Annotated in this window: 20 protein-coding genes and 3 tRNA genes (1 of these 23 only partly in view); 12 read left to right on the forward strand and 11 right to left on the reverse strand. The window is 61.1% G+C overall.

Features of this window, described 5'->3' with window-relative positions; genetic code table 11:
- On the forward strand, positions 1–257 hold the 3' portion of the coding sequence (locus GJA_RS14490) for a DUF2875 family protein (RefSeq protein WP_038488800.1). 10 nt of this gene lie to the left of the window's left edge; only the last 257 of its 267 coding nucleotides appear in the window; its start codon lies off the left edge, out of view; it ends in the stop codon at positions 255–257.
- Positions 258–275: 18 nt separating this feature from the next.
- Here GJA_RS14490 and GJA_RS14495 read toward each other — a convergent pair whose 3' ends face one another.
- From GJA_RS14495 to rnr, 4 genes are all read right to left on the reverse strand, one after another.
- Positions 276–965 carry a YceH family protein gene (locus tag GJA_RS14495; protein ID WP_038493332.1) on the reverse strand — a complete coding sequence of 230 codons (690 nt, stop codon included), beginning with the start codon at positions 963–965 and terminating at the stop codon, positions 276–278.
- Positions 966–975: 10 nt separating this feature from the next.
- Entirely contained in the window at positions 976–1,725 is a 750-nt protein-coding gene (gene cysE, locus GJA_RS14500) for a serine O-acetyltransferase (RefSeq protein ID WP_038493334.1), read from the reverse strand.
- A 136-nt stretch (positions 1,726–1,861) separates the two neighbouring features.
- Positions 1,862–2,605 carry a 23S rRNA (guanosine(2251)-2'-O)-methyltransferase RlmB gene (gene rlmB / locus GJA_RS14505; RefSeq protein WP_038493336.1) on the reverse strand — a complete coding sequence of 248 codons (744 nt, stop codon included), beginning with the start codon at positions 2,603–2,605 and terminating at the stop codon, positions 1,862–1,864.
- Positions 2,606–2,608: 3 nt separating this feature from the next.
- Positions 2,609–5,143 carry a ribonuclease R gene (gene rnr / locus GJA_RS14510; protein WP_038493338.1) on the reverse strand — a complete coding sequence of 845 codons (2,535 nt, stop codon included), beginning with the start codon at positions 5,141–5,143 and terminating at the stop codon, positions 2,609–2,611.
- Between the two features lie 355 nt (positions 5,144–5,498).
- Between rnr and GJA_RS14515 the strand changes: the two genes are divergently transcribed.
- From GJA_RS14515 to GJA_RS14525, 3 genes are all read left to right on the forward strand, one after another.
- Positions 5,499–5,583 (forward strand) — tRNA-Leu (locus tag GJA_RS14515).
- Between the two features lie 326 nt (positions 5,584–5,909).
- Positions 5,910–5,994: transfer RNA gene (locus GJA_RS14520), tRNA-Leu, on the forward strand.
- A 222-nt stretch (positions 5,995–6,216) separates the two neighbouring features.
- Positions 6,217–6,301 (forward strand) — tRNA-Leu (locus GJA_RS14525).
- 75 nt (positions 6,302–6,376) lie between these two features.
- Here GJA_RS14525 and GJA_RS14530 read toward each other — a convergent pair.
- Positions 6,377–7,228, reverse strand: a complete 852-nt coding sequence (locus GJA_RS14530; protein WP_038493342.1) for an SDR family oxidoreductase — start codon at positions 7,226–7,228, stop codon at positions 6,377–6,379.
- A 102-nt stretch (positions 7,229–7,330) separates the two neighbouring features.
- Between GJA_RS14530 and GJA_RS14535 the strand changes: the two genes are divergently transcribed.
- The 4 genes from GJA_RS14535 to GJA_RS14550 all read left to right on the forward strand — a co-directional run bounded on the left by GJA_RS14535 (position 7,331) and on the right by GJA_RS14550 (position 11,038).
- Positions 7,331–7,750, forward strand: coding sequence for a winged helix-turn-helix transcriptional regulator (locus tag GJA_RS14535; protein WP_038493343.1), 420 nt, complete (start codon positions 7,331–7,333; stop codon positions 7,748–7,750).
- A gap of 139 nt (positions 7,751–7,889) precedes the next feature.
- Complete coding sequence (locus GJA_RS14540; protein ID WP_051780899.1) at positions 7,890–10,091, forward strand: ATP-binding protein; 2,202 nt, start codon at positions 7,890–7,892, stop codon at positions 10,089–10,091.
- A 52-nt stretch (positions 10,092–10,143) separates the two neighbouring features.
- A complete protein-coding gene (locus GJA_RS14545; RefSeq protein WP_081905420.1) occupies positions 10,144–10,341 on the forward strand; it encodes a hypothetical protein in 198 nt (65 codons plus the stop codon).
- A 109-nt stretch (positions 10,342–10,450) separates the two neighbouring features.
- Positions 10,451–11,038, forward strand: a complete 588-nt coding sequence (locus tag GJA_RS14550; RefSeq protein WP_038493348.1) for a phasin family protein — start codon at positions 10,451–10,453, stop codon at positions 11,036–11,038.
- A 9-nt stretch (positions 11,039–11,047) separates the two neighbouring features.
- Here GJA_RS14550 and GJA_RS14555 read toward each other — a convergent pair whose 3' ends face one another.
- Together GJA_RS14555 and GJA_RS14560 are read right to left on the reverse strand one after the other, a co-directional pair.
- Positions 11,048–11,677 (reverse strand): helix-turn-helix transcriptional regulator, encoded by a 630-nt coding sequence (locus GJA_RS14555; protein WP_038493351.1) that lies wholly within the window; start codon positions 11,675–11,677, stop codon positions 11,048–11,050.
- Positions 11,677–12,894: an MFS transporter gene (locus GJA_RS14560; protein WP_038493354.1), complete on the reverse strand. Its 1,218-nt coding sequence runs from the start codon at positions 12,892–12,894 to the stop codon at positions 11,677–11,679. Before GJA_RS14560 ends, GJA_RS14555 begins: the two co-directional genes overlap by 1 nt.
- 164 nt (positions 12,895–13,058) lie before the next feature.
- On the opposite strand from GJA_RS14560, the gene GJA_RS27995 reads away from it, so the two are divergent.
- Both GJA_RS27995 and GJA_RS14570 read left to right on the forward strand, forming a co-directional pair.
- Entirely contained in the window at positions 13,059–14,696 is a 1,638-nt protein-coding gene (locus GJA_RS27995; RefSeq protein ID WP_038493357.1) for a VRR-NUC domain-containing protein, read from the forward strand.
- Complete coding sequence (locus GJA_RS14570; protein WP_038493360.1) at positions 14,687–16,963, forward strand: ATP-dependent DNA helicase; 2,277 nt, start codon at positions 14,687–14,689, stop codon at positions 16,961–16,963. Before GJA_RS27995 ends, GJA_RS14570 begins: the two co-directional genes overlap by 10 nt.
- On the opposite strand, the gene GJA_RS14575 is transcribed toward GJA_RS14570, so the two are convergent.
- Entirely contained in the window at positions 16,935–17,681 is a 747-nt protein-coding gene (locus GJA_RS14575; protein ID WP_038499927.1) for a LiaI-LiaF-like domain-containing protein, read from the reverse strand. The two genes, GJA_RS14570 and GJA_RS14575, sit on opposite strands and share 29 nt — an antisense overlap.
- Positions 17,682–18,050: 369 nt before the next feature.
- Entirely contained in the window at positions 18,051–18,941 is an 891-nt protein-coding gene (locus GJA_RS14580; RefSeq protein ID WP_038493363.1) for an NAD-dependent epimerase/dehydratase family protein, read from the reverse strand.
- A gap of 158 nt (positions 18,942–19,099) precedes the next feature.
- On the opposite strand from GJA_RS14580, the gene GJA_RS14585 reads away from it, so the two are divergent.
- A complete protein-coding gene (locus GJA_RS14585) occupies positions 19,100–19,396 on the forward strand; it encodes a putative quinol monooxygenase (RefSeq protein WP_038493366.1) in 297 nt (98 codons plus the stop codon).
- A 1-nt stretch (position 19,397) separates the two neighbouring features.
- Here GJA_RS14585 and GJA_RS14590 read toward each other — a convergent pair whose 3' ends face one another.
- Positions 19,398–20,279, reverse strand: coding sequence for a LysR family transcriptional regulator (locus tag GJA_RS14590; protein ID WP_038493369.1), 882 nt, complete (start codon positions 20,277–20,279; stop codon positions 19,398–19,400).
- 64 nt (positions 20,280–20,343) lie between these two features.
- On the reverse strand, positions 20,344–20,961 hold the full coding sequence (trhA, locus tag GJA_RS14595) for a PAQR family membrane homeostasis protein TrhA (protein ID WP_038493372.1): 618 nt from the start codon (positions 20,959–20,961) through the stop codon (positions 20,344–20,346).
- Positions 20,962–21,315: 354 nt separating this feature from the next.
- Between trhA and GJA_RS27850 the strand changes: the two genes are divergently transcribed.
- Entirely contained in the window at positions 21,316–21,462 is a 147-nt protein-coding gene (locus GJA_RS27850; RefSeq protein ID WP_156484164.1) for a hypothetical protein, read from the forward strand.
- The last annotated feature ends 50 nt before the right edge of the window (positions 21,463–21,512 follow it).

A 21,512-nucleotide genomic window follows, 5' to 3' on the forward strand; every position in this document is an offset into this window, starting at 1 on the left:
AGTTCATCGATACCGACCAGCGGCTCGGCAACACCGGCGCGGCCACGCTGTTCATGCAGATGGCGATCGGGGTAATGGGCAGCTATCGCGACGGCGGCATCAGCGCGGCGATCAACCTGCGCGACAGCAACGAAGCATCGATCGTCTTCATCAGCCCGCCATCGGATGCACTGCGCCAGACCCAGAAACATCCGCGCGGCGGCGATGTGTTTGCGCACCACGGCACGCCGGCCATCGATCCGGCCAATTACGAATAATAAAAAAGCGAATCGATTTTATTCGAACTGCTGCTTGAACGCCGCGAATTGCGCCGCCAGGTCGGCGACTTCGCCGCGCAATTGCCGCACTTCCTGTTCCAGCGCGGCGACCCGGCCGCCGCCTTGCGGCGGCGCCACCGCGCCGGCGAAACCGGACGCCGTTTCATCGCGCGCCAGCGCTTCTTCGCCGCCCAGCAACTGGCCGTAGCGGGGCTCCTTGGCGCCCGGCGCCAGCGCCAGCCTGGCCACCAGCGGCGGATATTTATCGATCAGGAATTGCAAGCCCGTTTCGACCTCGGCCACGCTCTTGAATTCATGCAGCCGCCCGCTGCGGCTGCGGATTTCGCCGGCGGTTTGCAGGCCGCGCAGCATCAGCGTGGTCAGGATCGCCAGCTTGTCCTGTTCCAGCGACCATTTGATGCGCATGCGGTGTTCATACTTGGCCACGCGCGCGCCGGCCTGCGTGATGCCATTGACGAATTTACGCTGCATCAGCCGCTGCAACACGTCGTACACGGTCTCTTCCGAAATCGCCATCACCGGCTCGCGGCTGGACAACTGGTTGCAGCCGTTGGTGATCGCATTCAGCGACAGCGGGTAATTATCCGGCGTCAGCGCTTCCTTTTCGGCCAGCACGGCCAGCACGCGGATTTCAAACGGGTCGAGCACGGCCGCACCGTCGGGCGCGGAAGATACTTCTGTAGTCATGCGGTCATCCTTAATCGACGAGTTTGTTCAAGTGTTCCGAGTCGAATTTATCACATTCCGGCACGCTGTTGCAGCAGATCCCCGCCGCCTTCATCGTCGCCAGGATGGTGTCGATGCGCTGCTCCTGGCTGACCGCGTGGGTGATCAAGCCTTGCAGCGCCTTCGACAGCGGATCGTCGCCGTTCGGCGTCACGCCATAGGCGGCGAACAGATGCGCGGTGCTGCCCTCGCGCGCATGGCTGGCGTCCTTTTGCACGATATGGGCCGGATTGCCGACCGCCGTCGCGCCGTGCGGCACGCCCTTCAGCAACACTGCGTTGGAACCGACCTTGGCGTATTCGCCGACCGTGAAACTGCCCAGCACCTTGGCGCCGGCGCCGACGATGACGCCGCGCTCCAGCGTCGGATGGCGCTTGCTGCCGCTGGTGAGCGAGGTGCCGCCCAGCGTGACGCCCTGGTAAATGGTGCAATCGTCGCCGACCACCGCCGTTTCGCCGATCACCACGCCGAAGCCGTGGTCGATGAACACGCGCCGGCCGATGGTCGCGCCGGGATGGATTTCGATGCCGGTGACGATACGCGCCAGGTAGGAAATAAAACGGCCCGGCCACTTCAAGCCATGGTTCCAGCACCAGAACGACCAGCGGTGCATGACGATCGCCTGCAGCCCCGGATAACAGGTCAGCACTTCCCAGCCGTTACGGGCGGCGGGATCGCGTTCGATGATGCTGTTGATATCTTCGCGCAGACGGTGAAACATAAGACGGACACTCGATAGGGGGAGGGAAAAACAGATGGTAGCGCATTCGGCCCGCAGCCGCTGAAACCGGAACCGGGGACAGGGTTCGATCATCGGACAATATTGCCCGATAATCGAACCGCGTCCCCGGTGGGGATTACGCTTCCTTGGCCAGGCGCTGGCGGCGCGCTTCGTACAGGCAGACGCCGGACGCGACCGAGACGTTCAGGCTTTCGACCGAGCCGAACATCGGGATATTGACGAGGATGTCGCAGGTGTCGCGGGTCAGGCGGCGCATGCCCTCGCCTTCGGAACCCATCACCAGCGCGGTCGGGCCGCTGAAATCGGCTTCATACAAGCCTTTTTCGCCATCGTCGGAGGTGCCGATCAGCCAGATGTCGCGCTCTTTCAATTCGCGCATGGTGCGCGCCAGGTTGGTCACCGTGATGTACGGCACGGTTTCGGCGGCGCCGCTGGCGACCTTGGCGGCGGTGGCGTTGAGGCCGACCGCGCGGTCTTTCGGCACGATCACCGCGTGCGCGCCGACGCCGTCGGCCACCCGCAGGCAGGCGCCCAGGTTGTGCGGGTCGGTGATGCCGTCGAGGATCAGCAGCAGTGGCGGACCGTCGATCGCATCGAGCAATTCATCGAGGTTGCGCGCCAGCGCCAGTTCCGACGCGAACGCGATCACGCCCTGGTGGCGGCGGGTGCCGACGATCTTGTCGAGACGCGACGAGTCGACCGGCATCACGCGCACGCCGGCTGCCTTGGCGGCCGCCACCATGTCTTGCATGCGGCGGTCGACGCGGCTGGCATCGACGAAAATTTCTTCCACCGACGACGCCTCGTGACGCAAACGCGAGGTGACGGCATGGAAGCCGAAAATCATTTTATTCTTCATGTGTTATCGTTTCTTCTTGCTTGATTTTGATACAGTTTTTGCTGCACGTGGTGCCGCCGCGGCTGCTGCCGTGGCGGTGGATTTGCTGCGCTTGGCTCCAGCCTTGGCCTTGGCCGCCGGCTTGACGGCCTTGATTTCATGGCGCGACTGGGTGGTCGGACCAGGCTTGACCATGCTTTTTGCGGCGCCCTTGCGTTTCGGCGCGGCGATCTCGAGCGGCGTATCGTAGGTCGAGATCGTGCCCCCTGCGCCGCCCTTGCCGCCCTTGGCCGACGATTTTGCGCCGCCCTTGCCTGCCAGCGCCGCGCTGCCCGCTTCCGGCAACAGGCGCAAATCGATCTTGCGCGATTCCAGGTCGACCCGCGCCACCTGCACGGTCAAACGGTCGGTCAATTGATAGCGCTTGCCGGTGCGTTCGCCGCGCAATTCATGGCGCGCATCGTCGTACTGGAAGTAGTCGGTGCCCAGTTCGGTGACATGCACCAGGCCTTCGACGAACAGCGTATCCAATTGCACGAAGACGCCGAAAGTGGTCACGCCGGTGATCACGCCGGTGAATTCCTCGCCCAGCTTGTCTTGCATGAAGTAGCACTTCAGCCATGCCTCGACGTCGCGCGACGCTTCGTCGGCGCGGCGCTCGTTGGCGGAACAGTGCACGCCCAGCGCATCCCAGACGGTCAGGTCGGCGGCGGCTTTCTGCTTGCCTTCGGCCTTGTCCTTGGCTTGCTGCTTGCGGGTCGCGTTCGACACATTGGTGTTCAACACGCTGGTGGCGCCGATCTTCGGCTCGTAGCGCTTGCCAAGCAGGATCGCCTTGATGGCGCGGTGCGTCAGCAAGTCGGGATAACGGCGGATCGGGCTGGTGAAGTGGGCATACGCTTCGTACGCCAAACCGAAGTGGCCGATATTGTCCGGGCTGTAGACCGCTTGCTGCATCGAGCGCAGCAGCATGGTTTGCAGCAACGCCGCGTCGGGACGCGGCTTGATTTGCTGCATCAGCGCCTGGTAGTCGCTGGCGCTCGGCGTATCGCCGCCGGTCAGGTTCAGGCCGACCTGTTTCAGGAAGGTGCGCACTTGCGTCAGCTTTTCCTTGGTCGGGCTGGCGTGAATCCGGTAGGTGCCCGGATGCTTGTGGCGTATCAGCAAGTCGGCGGCGCAGGTATTGGCCGCCAGCATGCACTCTTCGATGACCTTGTGCGCATCGTTGCGGGTACGCGGAATGATCTTTTCGATCTTGCCCACTTCATTGCAGACGATATAGGTTTCGGTGGTCTCGAAATCGATCGCGCCGCGCGCCGTGCGCGCCTTCAGCAACGCGTGGTAGACGTCGTACAAATTCAGCAGATGCGGCACGATGGCCGGGCGGCGCGCCGCTTCCGGTCCCTTGGTGTTACCGAGGATTTCCGCCACTTCGTTATAGGTCAGGCGCGCCGCCGAATGGATCACGGCCGGATAGAACTGGTAGGCCTTGATTTCGCCCTTGTCGGTCACCACCGCGTCGCACACCAGCGTCAAACGGTCGACGGCGGGGTTCAGCGAACACAGGCCGTTGGACAGCTTTTCCGGCAGCATCGGGATCACCCGGCGCGGGAAATATACCGAGGTGCTGCGTTCCAGCGCATCGACGTCGAGCGCATCGTTCGGTTTCACATAATGGCTGACGTCGGCGATCGCGACGATCAGGCGGAAGCAATTGCTCCGGCCAACCTTGACCGGCTCGCAATACACCGCATCGTCGAAATCGCGCGCGTCTTCACCATCGATCGTCACCATCGGCACGTCGCGCAAATCGACCCGCTCGGCCAGGTCGGCATCGCGCACCACCGACGGCAATTTGGCCGCCTGTTTCAGCGCGGCGGCCGAGAAGATGTGCGGCACATTGAACTTGCGCACCGCGATTTCGATTTCCATGCCGGGATCGTCCAGCGCGCCCAGCACTTCGACGATCTTGCCGACCGGCTGCTTGAAGCGCATCGGCTGTTCGGTCAATTCGACGCTGACGATCTGGCCGGCCTTGGCCTTGCCGGGCGAACCGGCCACCAGGATATCCTGGCCGATGCGCTTGTCTTCCGGCGCCACCACCCAGGTGCCGTTTTCATTCAGCAGGCGGCCGATGATGTGACTGTTGGCGCGGCTGGTGACTTCGACGATGGTGCCTTCCGGACGGCCGCGGCGGTCGGTGCCGACCACTTTCGCCAGCACGCGGTCGCCATGCAGTACTTTCTGCATTTCTTTTTCAGGCAGGAACAGGTCGGGGCTGGCGTCGTCCGGGATGATGAAACCAAAACCGTCGCGATGGCTGCTGACGCGGCCGGCGATGAAACCGCTCTGGTCGGCCAGCGCAAAATCGCCGTCAGGACCGGACTTGAGCTGTCCGTCGCGCTCCATGGCTTTCAGGCGGCGCACCAGGACCTCCATGGAATCGGCATGAACTTTCAGCGATTTCGCGAGTGACTGCGGAGCAAGCGGCGCGTTGACACTGCGGAATATGCCGAGAATGTCCTCCCGGCTGGGGATGGTGTGGGTATGTTGGCTCAAAAGTATTTCTATAGTTGTTATTGACAGTGATCAAGGGAATAAACACCGATGACATCACCGTCAATATTGACACGGTGATAGACGGTAGTGTACCGGAGGTTGCGATGGTTTACCTAACGGACAGCGTGCCGGGCCGCTGTTTTGATGCCGCCGAGAAGAAAATCGCGGCACGCATTTGACATCCGCAAATATTCCTCTATAATCTTGGTCTCTCGCAGCGGCAAACTTGAAAAAGTCAGTCGATACGGGAAAGCGGTAACAGGGTTGATGTGCAGTATGGAAGGAAACTTCATCTGGCGCAAAACTCTCCTGGGCCGTATAATAGCAGAAGTTGCTATAAAAGAAGTGCATCAGTGCCCACGTGGCGGAATTGGTAGACGCGCATGGTTCAGGTCCATGTGCCGCAAGGTGTGGGGGTTCGAGTCCCTCCGTGGGCACCATCTACCGGATACGCAGAAAAGCCGCAAACTTTCACGAGTTTGCGGCTTTTTTCATTTCACCCTCTCCCGCGCAATCAAGCAAACAGAAATAATCGCAGGTCGGATTAGCGCAGCGCAATCCGGCAAGCTTAATCAACGGCTCATGTCGGCTTGCGCTCTTCGAGCCAAGTCGACCTACGGAAATTCGCCCAATTTATCGCGGCAAGAAGCCTCATTTCACCTTCTTGCAAAAAAACATCAATTTCCCATTGACCAATTAAAGAGCGCCCCTTATGATGCTGCCTTCTTCGCGTAACACTGCAAAGAAGATAGCAAGAAGTAACAGTGCCCACGTGGCGGAATTGGTAGACGCGCATGGTTCAGGTCCATGTGCCGCAAGGTGTGGGGGTTCGAGTCCCTCCGTGGGCACCATCTACCGGATACGCGAAAAAGCCGCAAACTTTCACGAGTTTGCGGCTTTTTTCATTTCAGCACGCGATCGGCGCCGGCGCCGGCGCAAACGCGATTCGCGGCGTCATGGACGAAAAATGTCAAAAAACATGAAATGTCGATTGACCGATTCCCTGCCAGCCATTATGATTCTGTCCGTCGCTGCAGAACACGCAGCAGCAAAGAGCAACAAGCAGCAACAGTGCCCACGTGGCGGAATTGGTAGACGCGCATGGTTCAGGTCCATGTGCCGCAAGGTGTGGGGGTTCGAGTCCCTCCGTGGGCACCATCTACCGGATACGCGAAAAAGCCGCAAACTTTCACGAGTTTGCGGCTTTTTTCATTGCCGGACGCTACCCCGTCGTCATAGCGCCAAACCAGCCTTGACTGCCTCGGCCAGCGTGGTGGTCGGACGCCGTATCAGCGCACTCAATTGCTTGCTGTTGTCTTCCAGCCCGCCCTTCGAGGCGCCGACATCCGAATCGGCCAGCAAGGCCGCAAAACCTTCCGGCACGCCCGCCCCCACCAGCAGCGCCTTGTAATCGTGCTCCGGCAAATCCTTGTGAGCCACCGGCTTGCCCGACTGGCGTGCCAGCTCGGCCGCCAGTTCGGCCAGCGTGAAGCCGCGGTCGCCCGCCAGTTCATACACTTGCGCAGGCGCGGCGGCGGTCAGCACGGTCGCGGCGGCGGCGGCGTAATCGGCGCGCGCGGCGGCCGAGATGCGGCCCTCTTTTGCGCTGCCCAGCAACACGCCATGTTCCAGCACCGGTGCGAAATGCTCGCTGTAGTTTTCAAAATACCAGCCATTGCGCAACAGGCTGTAATTCAGGCCGGATGCGCGGATCGCCTTTTCGGTGGCCGTATGTTCGGTCGCCAGGCCCAGCGGCGAGGTGTCGGCATGCAGCAGGCTGGTGTAGACCAGCAAGGCCACGCCGGCGCGCCGGGCCGCGTCGATGACGTTTTGATGCTGCTGCGTGCGCTGGCCGGTTTCGCTCGATGAAATCAGCAGAATCTTGCTGGCACCGTGGAACGCCGCATCCAGGCTGGCCGGACGGTTGTAGTCGGCGGCGCGCACTTGCACGCCGAGTGTGGCCAGGTCTTTTGCCTTGTCGACATTGCGCACCGCCGCGACGATATGCGACGCCGGGCTGTGTTTCAGCAACTCGGCGATGACGAGTCGGCCCAGTTTGCCTGTTGCTCCAGTGATGACGATCATAATAATTCCCTTCAAGGTCAGTGGTAAAACCGCATAATAAGGTTTAAACTAACGAATTGTAAGTACGTACCTTTTAGTTAGCCCATTACTTTCTTAGCAGCCATGACCATCGATACCCGCGACACGCCCGGCACCAGCATGCGGACCGCCATGCATCTTTACGCCCAACGGGGCCAATTACTGGCAGCCGACTGCCCTTCCCGCTCGGTGCTGAGCCATATCACCAGCCGCTGGGGCGTGCTGGTGCTGGTGGTCTTGCTTCAAGGCACACGCCGTTTCAGCGAATTGCGGCGCGAAGTCGGCGGCGTCAGCGAAAAAATGCTGGCGCAAACCCTCGATGCGCTGACCGGCGACGGTTTTATACTGCGCCAGGCTTACCTGGAAATTCCGCCCAAGGTCGAATACAGCCTGACCCCGCTGGGCATCGAAGCGGCGCAAAGACTGGCGCTGCTGGTCGACTGGATAGAGGATAATTACCCACGCATCGAAGCGGCGCGCGAGGCGCTGGGGACGGCCGCCTGATGGTGCCCTATTGCGCTAGATCATGCTAATCTTGCTATTCCACGTTTACTCATCCTTGCTTGGATGTAATACTTGGAGCGCCTGAGAAAACCGTGCAGGTCAACGCAGCTTAACGTTAACGCCGTAGGAGCGCGACCAGATGAATCAGTTGAATTCATTGCCAGTCCGCAGTAACGTTTTACTCGTCAGTAATTCGCCGGAGGAATTGCGCGAATTGCTGTACGTGCTGGATCGTCACGACCTGGCCACCGGGGTGGCCGGCGATATCGATGCCGCCGTGCGGCTGGCGGCCGGCGGGCCGGACCTGATCTTGCTCGACGCTGCGCTGGCCGGCAACAATATCGGCGCCGCCTGCATGCGCCTGCGCAATGCCGGCTCCCGCCACGGCGTGCCGCTGCTGCTGATGTCGGCCCAGCCCAGCGCCGAGGAACAGGGCCGCAGCATCGGCGCCGGCGCGGTCGATTACATCAAGATGCCTTTCGATGCGCGCGACGTGGCCGAAAAAATCCTGATGGAACTGGCGCTGCACAAGGCGGCCCCGCCCTCCGTGACGCCGCAGCGTGCCGGCGCGCTGCATCCGCAAACCCTGGAAGTCAATTACCACGCGATACTGGCCGGCTCGCCCGAGGCGGTGCTGCTGTTCGACATCGACAACCAGCTCTTGATCGATGCGAATCACCTCGCCGAGCAGCTATTCGGCTTGCCGCTGCGCGGCTTGCTGCAATTGAACATCGGTGATTTGTTTCCAGCCCGCCAGGCCAGCGAACAATCGTCACTGGAACTGCTCAAGGAAAAGATCGCGCTGACGCTGGAAGGCAAGACCGAGATATTCCGCGCCACCTGCCAATACCGCGACGGCAAGCCGATCGAGTGCGAAATCCGGCTGGTGCGCCTGTCGGTGCCGGGACGCCAGCTGGTGCATGCGCGTTTCATCGATTTGACCGAACGCAACCTGGCGCAAGCATTGCGTTCCGGCCAGAATGCTTTGCTGGAAATGATTGCCAAGGGCGCGCCGCTGAAAGGCACGCTGGATCGTCTGATGCTGCTGATCGAAGGCCAGTCGGCCGGCGTGTATTGCTCGATCCTGCTGCTCGATGAAGACGGCCAGCATATGCACAGCCTGTCCGGCCCCAGCTTGCCGCCGCAATACATGGCGGCGCTGGAGGGCGCCGAGATCGGGCCGTCGGTTGGCTCTTGCGGCACCGCCATGTTCCGCAAGCAAGCGGTGGTGGTCAGCGACATCATGCAAGATCCGCTGTGGGCGCCCTACCGGCAACTGGCACAGCCGTTCGGCCTGCGCGCCTGCTGGTCGCGCCCGATCATGGACCAGGATACCGTACTCGGTTCGTTCGCCATGTATTACCGCGACGTGCGCAGCCCGACGCCGGACGAATTGCGCCTGATCGATGTCGCCACCCACCTGGCCGGCATCGCCATCGGCCGCACCCGCCACGAGCAGGAATTGCAGCGCCACCGCACCCACCTGGAAGAATTGGTGACGCAACGCACCAGCGCGCTGACGCTGGCCAACCAGGAATTGGCCAGCGCGCTGGAAAACCTGTCGATTACCCAAGGCGAATTGTTGCGTCGCGATAAGCTGGCGGCGCTGGGCGCGCTGGTGGCCGGCATCGCCCATGAATTGAATACACCGATCGGCAACAGCATGGTGATCGCCAGCACCATGGCCGAACGTACCCGCGTGCTGACAGAAAGTTTCCAGGATGGCTTGCGCCGCTCCGAACTGGAAACCTATCTGGGCCAGGCCAGCGAAGCGGACGCCATCGTGCTGCGCAATTTGCAGCGCGCCGCCAACCTGGTGTCGAGTTTCAAGCAGATCGCGGTCGACCGCGCCAGTTCGCAACGGCGCAGTTTCGTGCTGCGCGAATTTGTCGCCGACCTGATGTTGCCGCTGTGCGCACCGTTGAGAAACACCGCCTTTTCGGTCAAGCAAGAAATTCCGGACGGACTGCTGCTGGACAGTTATCCCGGACCGCTGGGCCAGGTGCTGACCAGCGTATTTGAAAACTGCCTGCTGCACGGTTTCGACGGCCGCGACGGCGGCCATATCGAGGTCAGCGCCAGCGCCGATGGCGCACAGGGATTGCTGTTGTCGGTCAGCGACGACGGCATCGGCATCGCCCGGGAACACCTGGGCCGCATCTACGATCCGTTCTTCACCACCAAGCTCGGCTCCGGCGGTTCGGGCCTGGGTCTGCACATCGCCCACAACATCGTCAGCGGCGTACTGGGCGGACGCATCGCCGCCAGCAGCGAGCCCGGTCATGGCACCCGCATCACGCTACATTTGCCGCTGTCGGCGCCGCATACAAACAAGAAATGATTTACGGCGCTACAATAAGCCGGCTGTCCGCAATATCGTTATGGAGCAACACATGAAACACCGCATCGCCGCCTGCCTGCTGCTCGCCGTTTGCCTGTCGGCACAGGCCGGACCGGCGCCCTGGTACCAGTGGCGCAGCAAGACCGAAGGCACCATGGTGTGCGCCCAGACCACCCTGGGACCGGGCTGGGAACAAGCATCGGGACCGTTCAAAGATAGCCGTTGCGAAAAACCGGCGCTTGTTAAATAATGGGGCCATAACAACACGGGTCAACCGGGGTACATCGTCATCATCGCCACCACAGACGTCGCGAGATTCGCGAACATCAGCAGCATCTGTTCACACATGAGGAGACCACATGTTTACCAATCCCGAACAATTTGCATCAGCTACCAAAGCGCTGTTTGAATTCCAGTTAATGACCTTTAACACCCTGACCACCAAGGCGGTGCAAGGCGTGGAGCAAGTGTTGGCGCTGAACATGGCAACCGCCAAATCCCAGGTCGAAGACGGTATCGCGGCCGGCAAGGAAATCAGCCAGGCCAAGGATCCGAAAGCGGCGCTGAACGCCGCCACCAAAGCCCAGCCCGGCATCGCCGGCGCCAGCGCCTACAACCAGCAATTGAGCGATATCATCAAGGAAATCCACCAGGAATTTACCACGGCGGCCGACGCCCATGTCGCCGAAGCGAAAAGCAATTTGAGCGCGCTGATCTACGATGTCACCAAGAATGTCCGGCCCGGTTCGGAAAACGCGGTCGCCATCGTCAAGGCGGCAATCGACAACGCCTTTCTCGGCTACGAACAAGTGACCAAGGCCACCAAACAGGCGGTCGATGCGGTCGAGGAACAGATCGCCAAGGCCGCCGCGCAAGTAGCGCAAGCCGGCGCTGCCGCCGCGCCGCAAGCAGCACCAGCCAAACCGGCCAAGGCCGCCAGGAAGTAAACGGCTGGCTTATCCGGAGGCGACCGGCATGATCCGGTAAACGCAGCGCCGGCCGCCCTCCAGCACATGTTCGGTGCGCTGCACCGAACAGTCCGCTCCCAGCACGCGCTGGAATATCGCCAGTTCGGAACGGCAAAAATCCTGGCACTCCCGCGCCGCCGCACAAATCGGGCAATGGTTTTCAAGCAATAACATGCTGCCATCGGCCTGCGGTTCGACATCGGCCATATACCCTTCCGATTCGCGCAGCAAGGCCAGGCCGGCCACCCGCTCTTGCCAGCCGCCGGCGTCGCCCAGCACCTTGCGGTAATGCGCCTCGCTACTCACTTCACGCGCGGTAATCAATTTATCGAGCGCATCGTCGCCAAACAGCAGCCGCAACTGGCCGATCAATTCCAGCGTCAGGTCGGCGTGCCGGTCCGGGAAGCGCGCATGGCCGGCGTCGCTGAGCAGCCAGCGGCGCGACGGCCGCCCCACCTTGTTAGCCACGTCGTCAAACGACACCAGGCCCTTGTCCTGCGCCGCTTCCAGCTGGCGGCGCGCCCCCATCGACGTTACGCCAAGCAAGTCGGCCAATTGCTGCGCGGTCATCGGGCCGCGCATCTTCAGCAAGAACAGCAAATGCTCCGAGGTATTCATCAGACCGCTCCTTCGGCCACCGCCGGTCCCGCCAGGCGCCCGCGCCAGCTTTGCATGCGCCATGCGGCCCACGCGCTCAAGCCCGCGCCCAGCAGCAGGATCAAGCGGGTATCGATCAGCGTCAGCACCGAACCGGCCAGCGCCATGACGATATTGGCCAGGCAAAAGGTAGTGGTCAGCAAGCCCATCACGGCGCCCTGCCCGTGTTCGCTGAAGCGTTCGGCGCACCAGCCCTGGATCACCGCGTTATACAAGGCGTTCGGAATGCCGAACAGCACGATCGCCGCGATGCCCAGCCACACATGGCCGACCGACACCAGCGCGATCATCGACGCCACCGCGAGCGCATTCCAGCTGGCGCGCACCAGCGGATCAAAACGGCTCGGGCCGCCGGCCAGCAGCGAGGTGATCGTCATCGTGCCGCACAGCCCGACATTGACCCAGGCGATGCCGGCCGCGTCGTAATGCGGCACTTCCACCAGCCACAACGGGTAATACTCGTAAAAGCCGGACACGCCGCAAGTAAACGTCAGTTGCACGATGAATAGCAGGCGTACATCGGCATGGCGCAGCAAGTTGAACGAATGGCGGTCGCGCGCGACTTGCCACCACGACGTGGTCGCCAGCGATGGCGTTTCACGCGGCAGCGCCAGCGCGACCAGCACGGCGGCAAGCAGCAATGCGCCGACCGCGATCCAGAAGGGCACGGTGACGCCCCAGCCCAGCGTGGCGCCGGCCAGCAGCGGCCCGGCCAGCCAGCCCAGGTAAAACGCGCCGTTCAGCCACGACATCGCGCGCAGCCGCAACGGACCTTGCAACTGGTCGGCCAGCATGGCCCGGGCCACCGAACCGTTACCTTCCAGCAAGCCGGTGATCAAACGCGCCACGATGAATAACGGATACGACTGCATGAACAGCGATACGGCCGTGATCGCATGGCCCAGCGCCGCGCCGAACGTGGTGACCAGCAATACCGGACGCCGGCCGTAACGGTCGGACAACGGCCCCAGCAAGGCCGAACCGATCAGCAAGCCGAATGGATTGATCATCAGCGCCACGCCGAACAATAACTTGGGCGGCAAGCCGAGGAAGTGATTGAAGTTGTTGCTGACATCGGCCGCGAACAGCGGCGGCAAGATCGGGTACGGCAAGGAAGCACCGATGGTGGATAACAAGGCCAGCAAACAGGCGGCGGCGATCAGTATGGCGGTTTTCATCAATCTATCTTTTTATTGGTCGATGCGTCAAATATACCGAGCCCACCCAAATAAGTAAACAAAAAGTTTATATATTAGCGTGTGACCACCACGTTGAAAATATGCTGGGCAAGCACTCCACAACACGATAGACTGTATATAAACACAGTAAAGTTTTACCCGATATGATACGAGTCCTTGAAAACCAGTTGTATTACCTGGACAACTTCCACCAGGTATTGGACTGGATCCGTGAACGCTATAGCGACTTGCTGACCGATGCAGAACACTTGTTCATTGCGCAGTTCCCGCTGTTGCCGCAGCCGTCGCGCGCGCTGTTCGTGCGCATGGTGATGCGCAAAGGCTGCCTGTTCCGGGCCAGCAAGCTGGTGTATGGCGAAATCGGCGATGCCCACCAGGCAGCCCTGCCGTTGCTGGCGCTGGGCTGGCTGGAAACCGATCCCTTGCTCACCCTGGACGACTTGTTCGAGCTGTTGCAAAAACCGGAAATCGGCGCCGTGTTCCGCTTGTCGGCGGTAGATAGATGCGCCCGCAAGGCCGAGCAACTGGCGGCGCTGCGCGAGCGCCATCGCGATCCTGCGCGCTTCTCCGCGTGGTACGCGGATTCCGGCGACCACCTGTACCATATCGTCAACAAGCCCTTGTGCGACCGCTTGCGGTTGATCTTCTTTGGCAATTTTCACCAGGACTGGTCGGCATTCGTCTTGTCCGACCTCGGAGTGTATCGGTATGAAAAAGTCGAGTTCTCGGCGGCGTCGCGCGGGTTCCGCCAGCGGCGCGATATCGACGATTACCTGGCCTTGCAACAATGCCGCGAACGTTTCCACGACGGCCAGCCTGTCGACGCTATCTTGCGGGAACTGGAACAGCAGGCGCCCGGCAATGACTGGCTGGCCAGCCGGCGCGAAAAGCTGCGCTTCCAGATCGCCCGGCAGCTGGAAAAACTCCAGCACTGGGATGCCGCGTTTGCCGTGTACGCCCGCTGCGCCTACCCCGGCGCGCGGGTGCGGGCGATTCGGGTACTGGAAAAAGACGGCCAGTACGGCGCCGCCTTCGAACGCTTGTGCGAGGCCAGGCTGGTCCCGGAAAGCGACGCCGAACAACAATTATTGCTGCGCATGGAGCCACGCTTGCGCCGCAAGCTGGGCCATATCAAGCCGGCCAGGCCGCCCGCCGCGCCGGTGCGCCGGCTCGATCTCAGCCTGCCCCCGCCAGCACAGGATTTTTATGTCGAAGGCGTGGTGCGCGACCATCTGGCGCAGCACGGCGCGCCGGTATATTACGTCGAGAACACGCTGATCAATTCCCTGTTCGGCCTGTTGTGCTGGCCGGCCATCTTCAAGCCGATACCGGGCGCGTTCTTCCACCCTTTCCATCGCGGTCCGGCCGACTTGCACAGCGCCGATTTCCGGCAGCGCCGCGCGGCCGACTTTGCCGCTTGCCTGGAACAACTGGAAACGGACGCCTACCGCCATGCCATCTTGCGCACCTGGGCCGACAAGACCGGCATCCAGTCGCCGTTCGTCAGTTGGGAGATACTCGATGAAACCTTGATCGCCTTGGCGCTCGATTGCATCCCGGCCAGCCACTTGAAGAAATGGTTCGAGCGCATCTTGCTCGACATCAAAACCAACCGCAGCGGCTTCCCCGACCTGATCCAGTTCTGGCCGGACCAAAAGCGCTACACCATGATCGAAGTCAAAGGACCGGGCGATCGCTTGCAAGACAACCAGAAACGCTGGATCGATTATTGCGCCCAGCACGATATGCCGATCACTGTCTGTTACCTGCAATGGACTTAAAGTACACCGTGGCGTTGCGCGCGCTGTGCGAATTTACCGCGAAACAGGGCGACCTCGATGTCCGTTTCACGCCGTCGCCGACCGCCCAGGAAGGCATCGCCGGCCATGCCGTGGTGACGGCGCGGCGCGGCGACGATTACCAGCGCGAAGTGAGCTTGTCCGGCGACTTCGGGCCGCTGCATGTGCGCGGCCGCGCCGACGGTTACGATAGCAGCCGGCGCCAGCTGGAAGAAATCAAGACGTACCGCGGCGACTTGGCGGCCATGCCGGCCAATCACCGCCAATTGCATTGGGCGCAAGCGAAGATTTATGGCCACCTGCTGTGCCGGCAGCTGGGCTTGAGCACCTTGCGCGTGGCCCTGGTCTATTTCGATATCGTCAGCCAGCAAGAAACCTGCTTGCACGAAGATCATGACGCGGCCGGACTGCAGCAGTATTTCGAACAGCAATGCAGCTTGTTCCTGCTCTGGGCAGAACAGGAAATGGCGCATCGCCGCGCGCGCGATAGCGGGCTGAAAAGCATGGCATTTCCGCATGCCGCATTCCGGCCCGGCCAGCGCCAGCTGGCGGAAGCGATGTACAAGGCCAGCAGCCGCGCCTGCTGTTTGCTGGCACAGGCGCCGACCGGCATCGGCAAGACGGTCGGCAGCCTGTTTCCGATGCTCAAGGCGGCCGCGACGCATGGCGTGGACAAACTGTTTTTCCTGACCGCCAAGATACCCGGCCGCCAACTGGCGCTCGACGCCTGTGAAGTCATCCAGCGCAGCGCGCCGCTGTTGCCGCTGCGGGTACTGGAATTGAGCGCCAAACACAGCGCTTGCGAACATCCCGACAAGGCATGCCACGGCGACTCTTGTCCGCTGGCGCGCGGCTTTTACGACCGCTTGCCGGCGGCCCGCAGTGCCGCGGTGAAGCACGGCGCCATCCTCGACAAGGCCCGCTTGCGCGCCATCGGGCTGGCACACCAGGTTTGTCCGTATTACCTGGCCAGCGAACTGGCACGCTGGGCCGACATCGTCGTCGGCGATTATAATCATTACTTCGATATCAGCGCCATGTTGTACGGCTTGACTGTGGCCAACGACTGGACCATCAATGTACTGGTCGATGAAGCGCACAATATGGTGTCGCGGACGCGCAAGATGTACACGGCCGAGCTGCGCCATGCGGATTTAAAATTCGTCCGCAAGACCGCAACCGAAGACCTCAAGAAACCGCTGGACCGCTTGCACCGCGCATGGAATGCCTTGCTGAAGGAACAGCAGGACGATTACCGCGTGGTACCCGAACTACCGGGAAAATTCATGCTGGCGCTGCAAGGCGCCGGCACGGCCATCGGCGACTGCCTGGCCGACCAGCAGGGCGCCGTCGATGCCGAGCTGCAAGAATTCTACTTCGGGGTATTGCTGTTCACGCGCCTGGGGGAAAGTTTCGGTGAGCACTCACTGTTCGATATCAGCAAGGATGACAAGGGTACGACCTTGTGCATCCGTAACATCATCCCGGCGCCGTTCCTGAAACAGCGCTACGCCGCCAGCCGCAGCACGGCGCTGTTTTCCGCGACGCTAAGCCCATGGAATTATTACAGCGACACGCTGGGCATGCCGGACCATACCGCGTGGGTCGATGTCGAATCGCCGTTCAGCGCCGACCAATTATCGGTGCGGGTAGCCGACCGGATTTCGACGCGCTACCAGCACCGCGCCGATTCGCTGGCCCCGATCGCCGCCTTGATGGGGCAGCAATATGCCAGCCAGCCGGGCAATTACCTGGCGTTTTTCAGCAGCTTCGATTACCTGGAAAAAGTGGCGGCGCTGTTTGCCGAACGGCATCCGGACATCCCGCTGTTCTTGCAGCCGCGACGCATGGATGATGCCGCCCGCGAACATTTTCTGGCGCGTTTCACGACAACCAGCCAGGGCATCGGCTTTGCGGTGCTGGGCGGCGCATTCGGCGAAGGCATCGACTTGCCGGGCGCGCGCCTGATCGGCGCCTTTGTCGCGACGCTGGGCTTGCCGCAAATTAATCCGGTGAATGAACAAATCCGCCAGCGCATGCAAGCCGTGTTTGGCGCCGGCTACGATTACACTTATCTGTATCCGGGCTTGCAAAAAGTGGTGCAGGCGGCTGGCCGCGTGATCCGCACCCAGTCGGACCGGGGCGTGGTGTACCTGATCGACGACCGTTTTGCACGGCCGGAAATCCGCGCACTGCTGCCGGCCTGGTGGCACGTGGATCTCAGTTGCGCACTTCCAGCCCGCCCATGATCGCGTAGCCGCGCACAATCAGGCGCTGCGACGCATCCGGCGGCACGATGGTTTTTTCATCGAAACCGCCGAGTATCGGCGTGCCTTGCAACACCACGCTCCAGTCGGGCGGCACCTTGATCGTGATGCCGCCGCACATGACGAACACGTTCAGCACGGCCTCGCCGCGGATGGCCGCATTCCGCAAATCGAGTTCGCAGCCGCCGAGGATGGCGGTCACTTCGCCGCCGCGGAAATCCTGCGCGCCGATGCGCCGCACATACCCGCCGAGGATGGCCGTGACCTCGACCTCGCTATCGTCGTCGGCGGCTTTTTTATCGAGCTTATCGAGCGATACCGGGGCGCCGGCGACACCGCCTTGCGCCGCGCGCCGGGTGCGGCGCCGTCCGCGCAGCGAGCGCAGCACGATAGAAAAACCCAGCGCGATCAGCAGCAACGGCCACAGGGTTTTCCAGCTGATGTAAATCAGGCCCAGGTATTTCAGGGTCAGCGCCAGACCGAACAAGACCAGTGCACCGCCGACGATATAAGCACCGGTACTCCGGCTTTGCATGATTTTCAATACGCCAAAAAGCATGATGATGGTCGGCCAGAAACGAAACGCATAACGCACATCGATCAGGTTCAGGTTATCGAGCAGGAATAACAGACCCAGTCCGATCACCACCACGCCCAGCACGATCTGGCCCGGCGATTCCAACTGCGGTTTCTCTTTCATGATGGTGTTCCTCCTCGTTTGCGGAAAATGGACACGGATGATTTGTTTGATCGTCAAGATACGCCGAATCGCCGCACGGCGAAACAGCTTTTCGACGAGCGGCGGATAACGGGCGGTGAATCGCATGCGGGATGGCGTGAACGGCGCTGGAATGCAAAAAGCCGGCGCAATCGGCGCCGGCTGTCGAGGGGAATCTGGTGCCGATCCTTGAGGCGACCGGCTTACCTGCTGATGAACGAACATGCCGACGACTTCTCGGCAGTGCGCCTCAATCACGCACAGCCATCATAGCTGAGCTTGGCGAAAAAGACCGTGTGTTAGCGCACATAGAGACCGTTTTCCACTCAGTTACTGACTTGGATCAAGTAATTACAGCATATCCTTGGCGATCCACTCCAATACAGATGGGCCATGCGGCTGCCAGCCCAGCAAGGTGCGGCCGCGTTGACCGCGCACCCGGCTGTTCGAACCGAGGCCGTAGGACGCCATTTCATACCCCCACTCGCCGATCGCATCGTCCAGCGGCCAGTCTTGCGCCGGTTCCAGCTCCAGTACGCGGGCAATCGCCGCCGTCATGTCGCGGAACGACGCTTCGCCCGATTCGACAAAATAGAAGGTGCCGGCCGGCGTTTTTTCCAGCGCCAGCAAATACAGTTCGACCACGTCGCCGATGTAGACATTCGACCAGATATTGCGGCCCGGACCGACATGGCGCACCACGCCGCTCTTGCGCGCCTGTTTCAGCAAACGCGGTAATTGCACGCTGTCGCGCGGCAAGGCGCCATGGCCGTAGATCAAGGTATTGCACAACACGGCCGAACGGATATCCTGCTTGGCGGCGGCCAGCACCAGCTCGTCGATCGCCACGCGCGCGGCCTTGTCGGCGGTCGGCCGCGGCAAGCGGTCTTCATGATAAATCTGCTCGGTGCCCTCGCCGCCCGAAGCGTCGCCGACGATGCTGGAACCGCTGGTGTGCAGGAATGGCTTGCCGGAACCGGCCAGGCCTTCGATCAGCGCTTCGACGGCGCCGCGGTGATCGCTGCTGGCGGCGTTGATGACGCCATCGGCGGCGCGCGCCTGCTCGATCAGCAAGTCGCGGTCGTTCAAGGTGCCGACCACGGCGGCAACGCCGATGGCCGCCAATTCGTCGACCTGCGCCGCATTGCGCACCAGGCCGGTAACGCTGTGTCCGGCGCGCACCAGTCCGGCGGCGATGGAACTGCCGATAAATCCTGCTGCGCCTGTGATGAATATTTTCATAGCTGACTCCGTTAGTGTTGAATGGTAGGGAATCAGTATGGCGCCGCATGCCCGGCAGACCAAGACCGCTGGCGGCAAATCATATGTGAGTTGCAGTCAACAAACGAAAAAGCGGGAATCGTGTATCGTGCTGTATCACATCTCTTTTCGGAAAAAACATGACCGTCAATATCATCGCCACCTTGCAAGCCTTGCCGGGCAAAGAAGAACAATTGCAGGCCGTCCTCAGCGCCGCCATCGCACCGACCCGCGCCGAAGCGGGCAACCTGCGTTACGAGCTGTATCGCGACAATGACACGCAGGATACTTTTGTATTCGTCGAGCAATTCATCGACGAAGCCGCATTCGCCGCGCATCAGAGCGCAAGCCATAGCGCAACCTTGCAGGCAGGCGTGGCCGGCTTGCTGGCCAAGGCGCCCAGCATCGTCAAGCACACCCAGGTTTCGCCTGTCTGAATTACAGCTTGTGCTGTAAAAATTCCAGGAAACAGCTAATGCGTTGCGCCAGCTGGGTATTGCGGTAATACACGGCGTGGATTTGCTGGCGATAACCGGTATAAAACGGTTCCAGCACCTTCACCAGCCGGCCGGCGGCGATATCGTCGCGGGTCATGAAATCGGCCAGGCAGACAATGCCCTGCCCCTGCAACGCCAACTGGCGCAGCGTTTCGCCGCTCGACGCGGTCAGCGATGGAATCACTTGCAAGCTGTTGCCGGCTTGATGCCGCAGCGGCCACATATTGCCCAGCTCATATTGCACAAATCCCAGCAAAGAATGGTCTTGCAGCGCTTCCGGCGTGGCGGGTATGCCGTGCTTCGCCAGGTAATCGGGCGCGGCCAGCAAATATAGCGGGCTGGAACTGAGCGCGCGCGCATGCAACGTCGAGTCGTTCAGCGCGCCGATGCGGATCGCGATATCGGTGCGGTGCTCCAGCAAGTCGGCGATCTGGTCGTTGCTGGTCAATTCCAGCCGGATCTCCGGATACATGGCCCGAAACTCGGCCACATGCGGCACCACGCAATGCAGCATGAATGGCGACGCGGCGTCGACGCACAAACGCCCGGCCGGCTTTTGGCGGCGGATGCGGATGGTTTCCTCGACGTCCTCCATCGACGCCAGGATGGCGCGCGCCTTTTCAAGAAACAGGTGTCCTTCTTCCGTCAGTTCCATCCGGCGCGTGGTGCGGGTCAGCAAGGACGTCGACAATTTCTCTTCCAGCCGGGACAAGGCGCGGCTGACGCCGGACGTGGTTTGCCCCAGGTGCACCGACGCGGCGCTCAACGTGCCGCTATCGATCACCGTCACGAAGATCTTCAAATCGTCGGAATTGATATCCATTGTTGTCCTTGCTTCAAATATCGCTGAATTATAAGATACTCAGGCGCAAGGATAAGGTGTCGCTTCATGCGACGTAAAACAACACCGCAACATAGTGGCAGATACTGCCGGCCAACACGAACAAATGCCAGATGCCATGGCCATGGCGCAATTTATGGTCGGTGGCATAAAACACGATGCCGCCGGTGTAGCACAGGCCGCCCGCCACCAGCCATAAAAAACCGTCCCAGCTGAGCGCGGCGATCAGCGGTTTCAAGCCGATCACGGCCAGCCAGCCCATCAGCACATAAATTACCAGCGACAAGATCCGCGCGCCGCGGGCGTACCAGACTTCCTGGGCGATGCCGATCACCGCCAGTCCCCACACCACGCCGAATAGCGACCAGCCCCAGGGGCCACGCAAGGTGACCAGCATGAAGGGCGTATAGCTGCCGGCGATCAACAGGTAAATGGCACAATGGTCGAGCCGGCGCAGCACCTCCTTGGCCTTGCCGCGCAAGCTGTGGTACAGCGTCGAGGTCAGGTACAGTATCAGCAGCATCGCCGCGTAAATGCTGAAACTGACGATTTTCCATGGGTCGCCGCTACGCGCCGCGACCACGATCAGCAAGGCGCCGCCGGCCACCGCCAGCGCCGCGCCCACCGTATGGGTAATGCTGTTGAAGCGTTCTCCGTAATACATGAGTCGGGCACCCGCGACTGAACTGCGTGCCGCCAGCGGCATTCCGCAAGCGGTGAAACAATGCAAGGCAGCCGGATCCGGCTTTTGCACCCGGCACATCGTACACCGAAGCGGCAATTCGGGCTGTTCAGCTTCCCCCTTTCGTGACCGGCTCTGCTTTCCAAGCAGATGCTCTTTTTATTGATATCGCGCTATATAGCAATAATCAATTTCATCAAGATGCTTATTCCAATTGAACATAGAGAATAAGAATTCCCAGATACAATTTTAAAGTTACCAAATTCACAAAATTATCCAACGACCACTTCGAGATATCCATGAGATCACAGGAAACGGCATGCTATCCAACTTGAGGTGTGCGCCACGCCCGAGGATGCGAGCAGCGCGCAGGACGGCGGCATGCGCTACCACGCGGCCCGCACCGGAGAACCCGGCGACACGATCCAGGCGCTGCGCTCGCAACGCAGCTTGCGTGTCAGCATGGCAAGCAAACGCCCGTAAAAAATACAAGGTGATGTATCGCCGTCTTATACGGTAATTTTGAAAAAAAT

It is taken from the genome of Janthinobacterium agaricidamnosum NBRC 102515 = DSM 9628, assembly GCF_000723165.1.
In the GTDB taxonomy this organism is placed as follows: Bacteria; Pseudomonadota; Gammaproteobacteria; order Burkholderiales; family Burkholderiaceae_D; genus Janthinobacterium; species Janthinobacterium agaricidamnosum.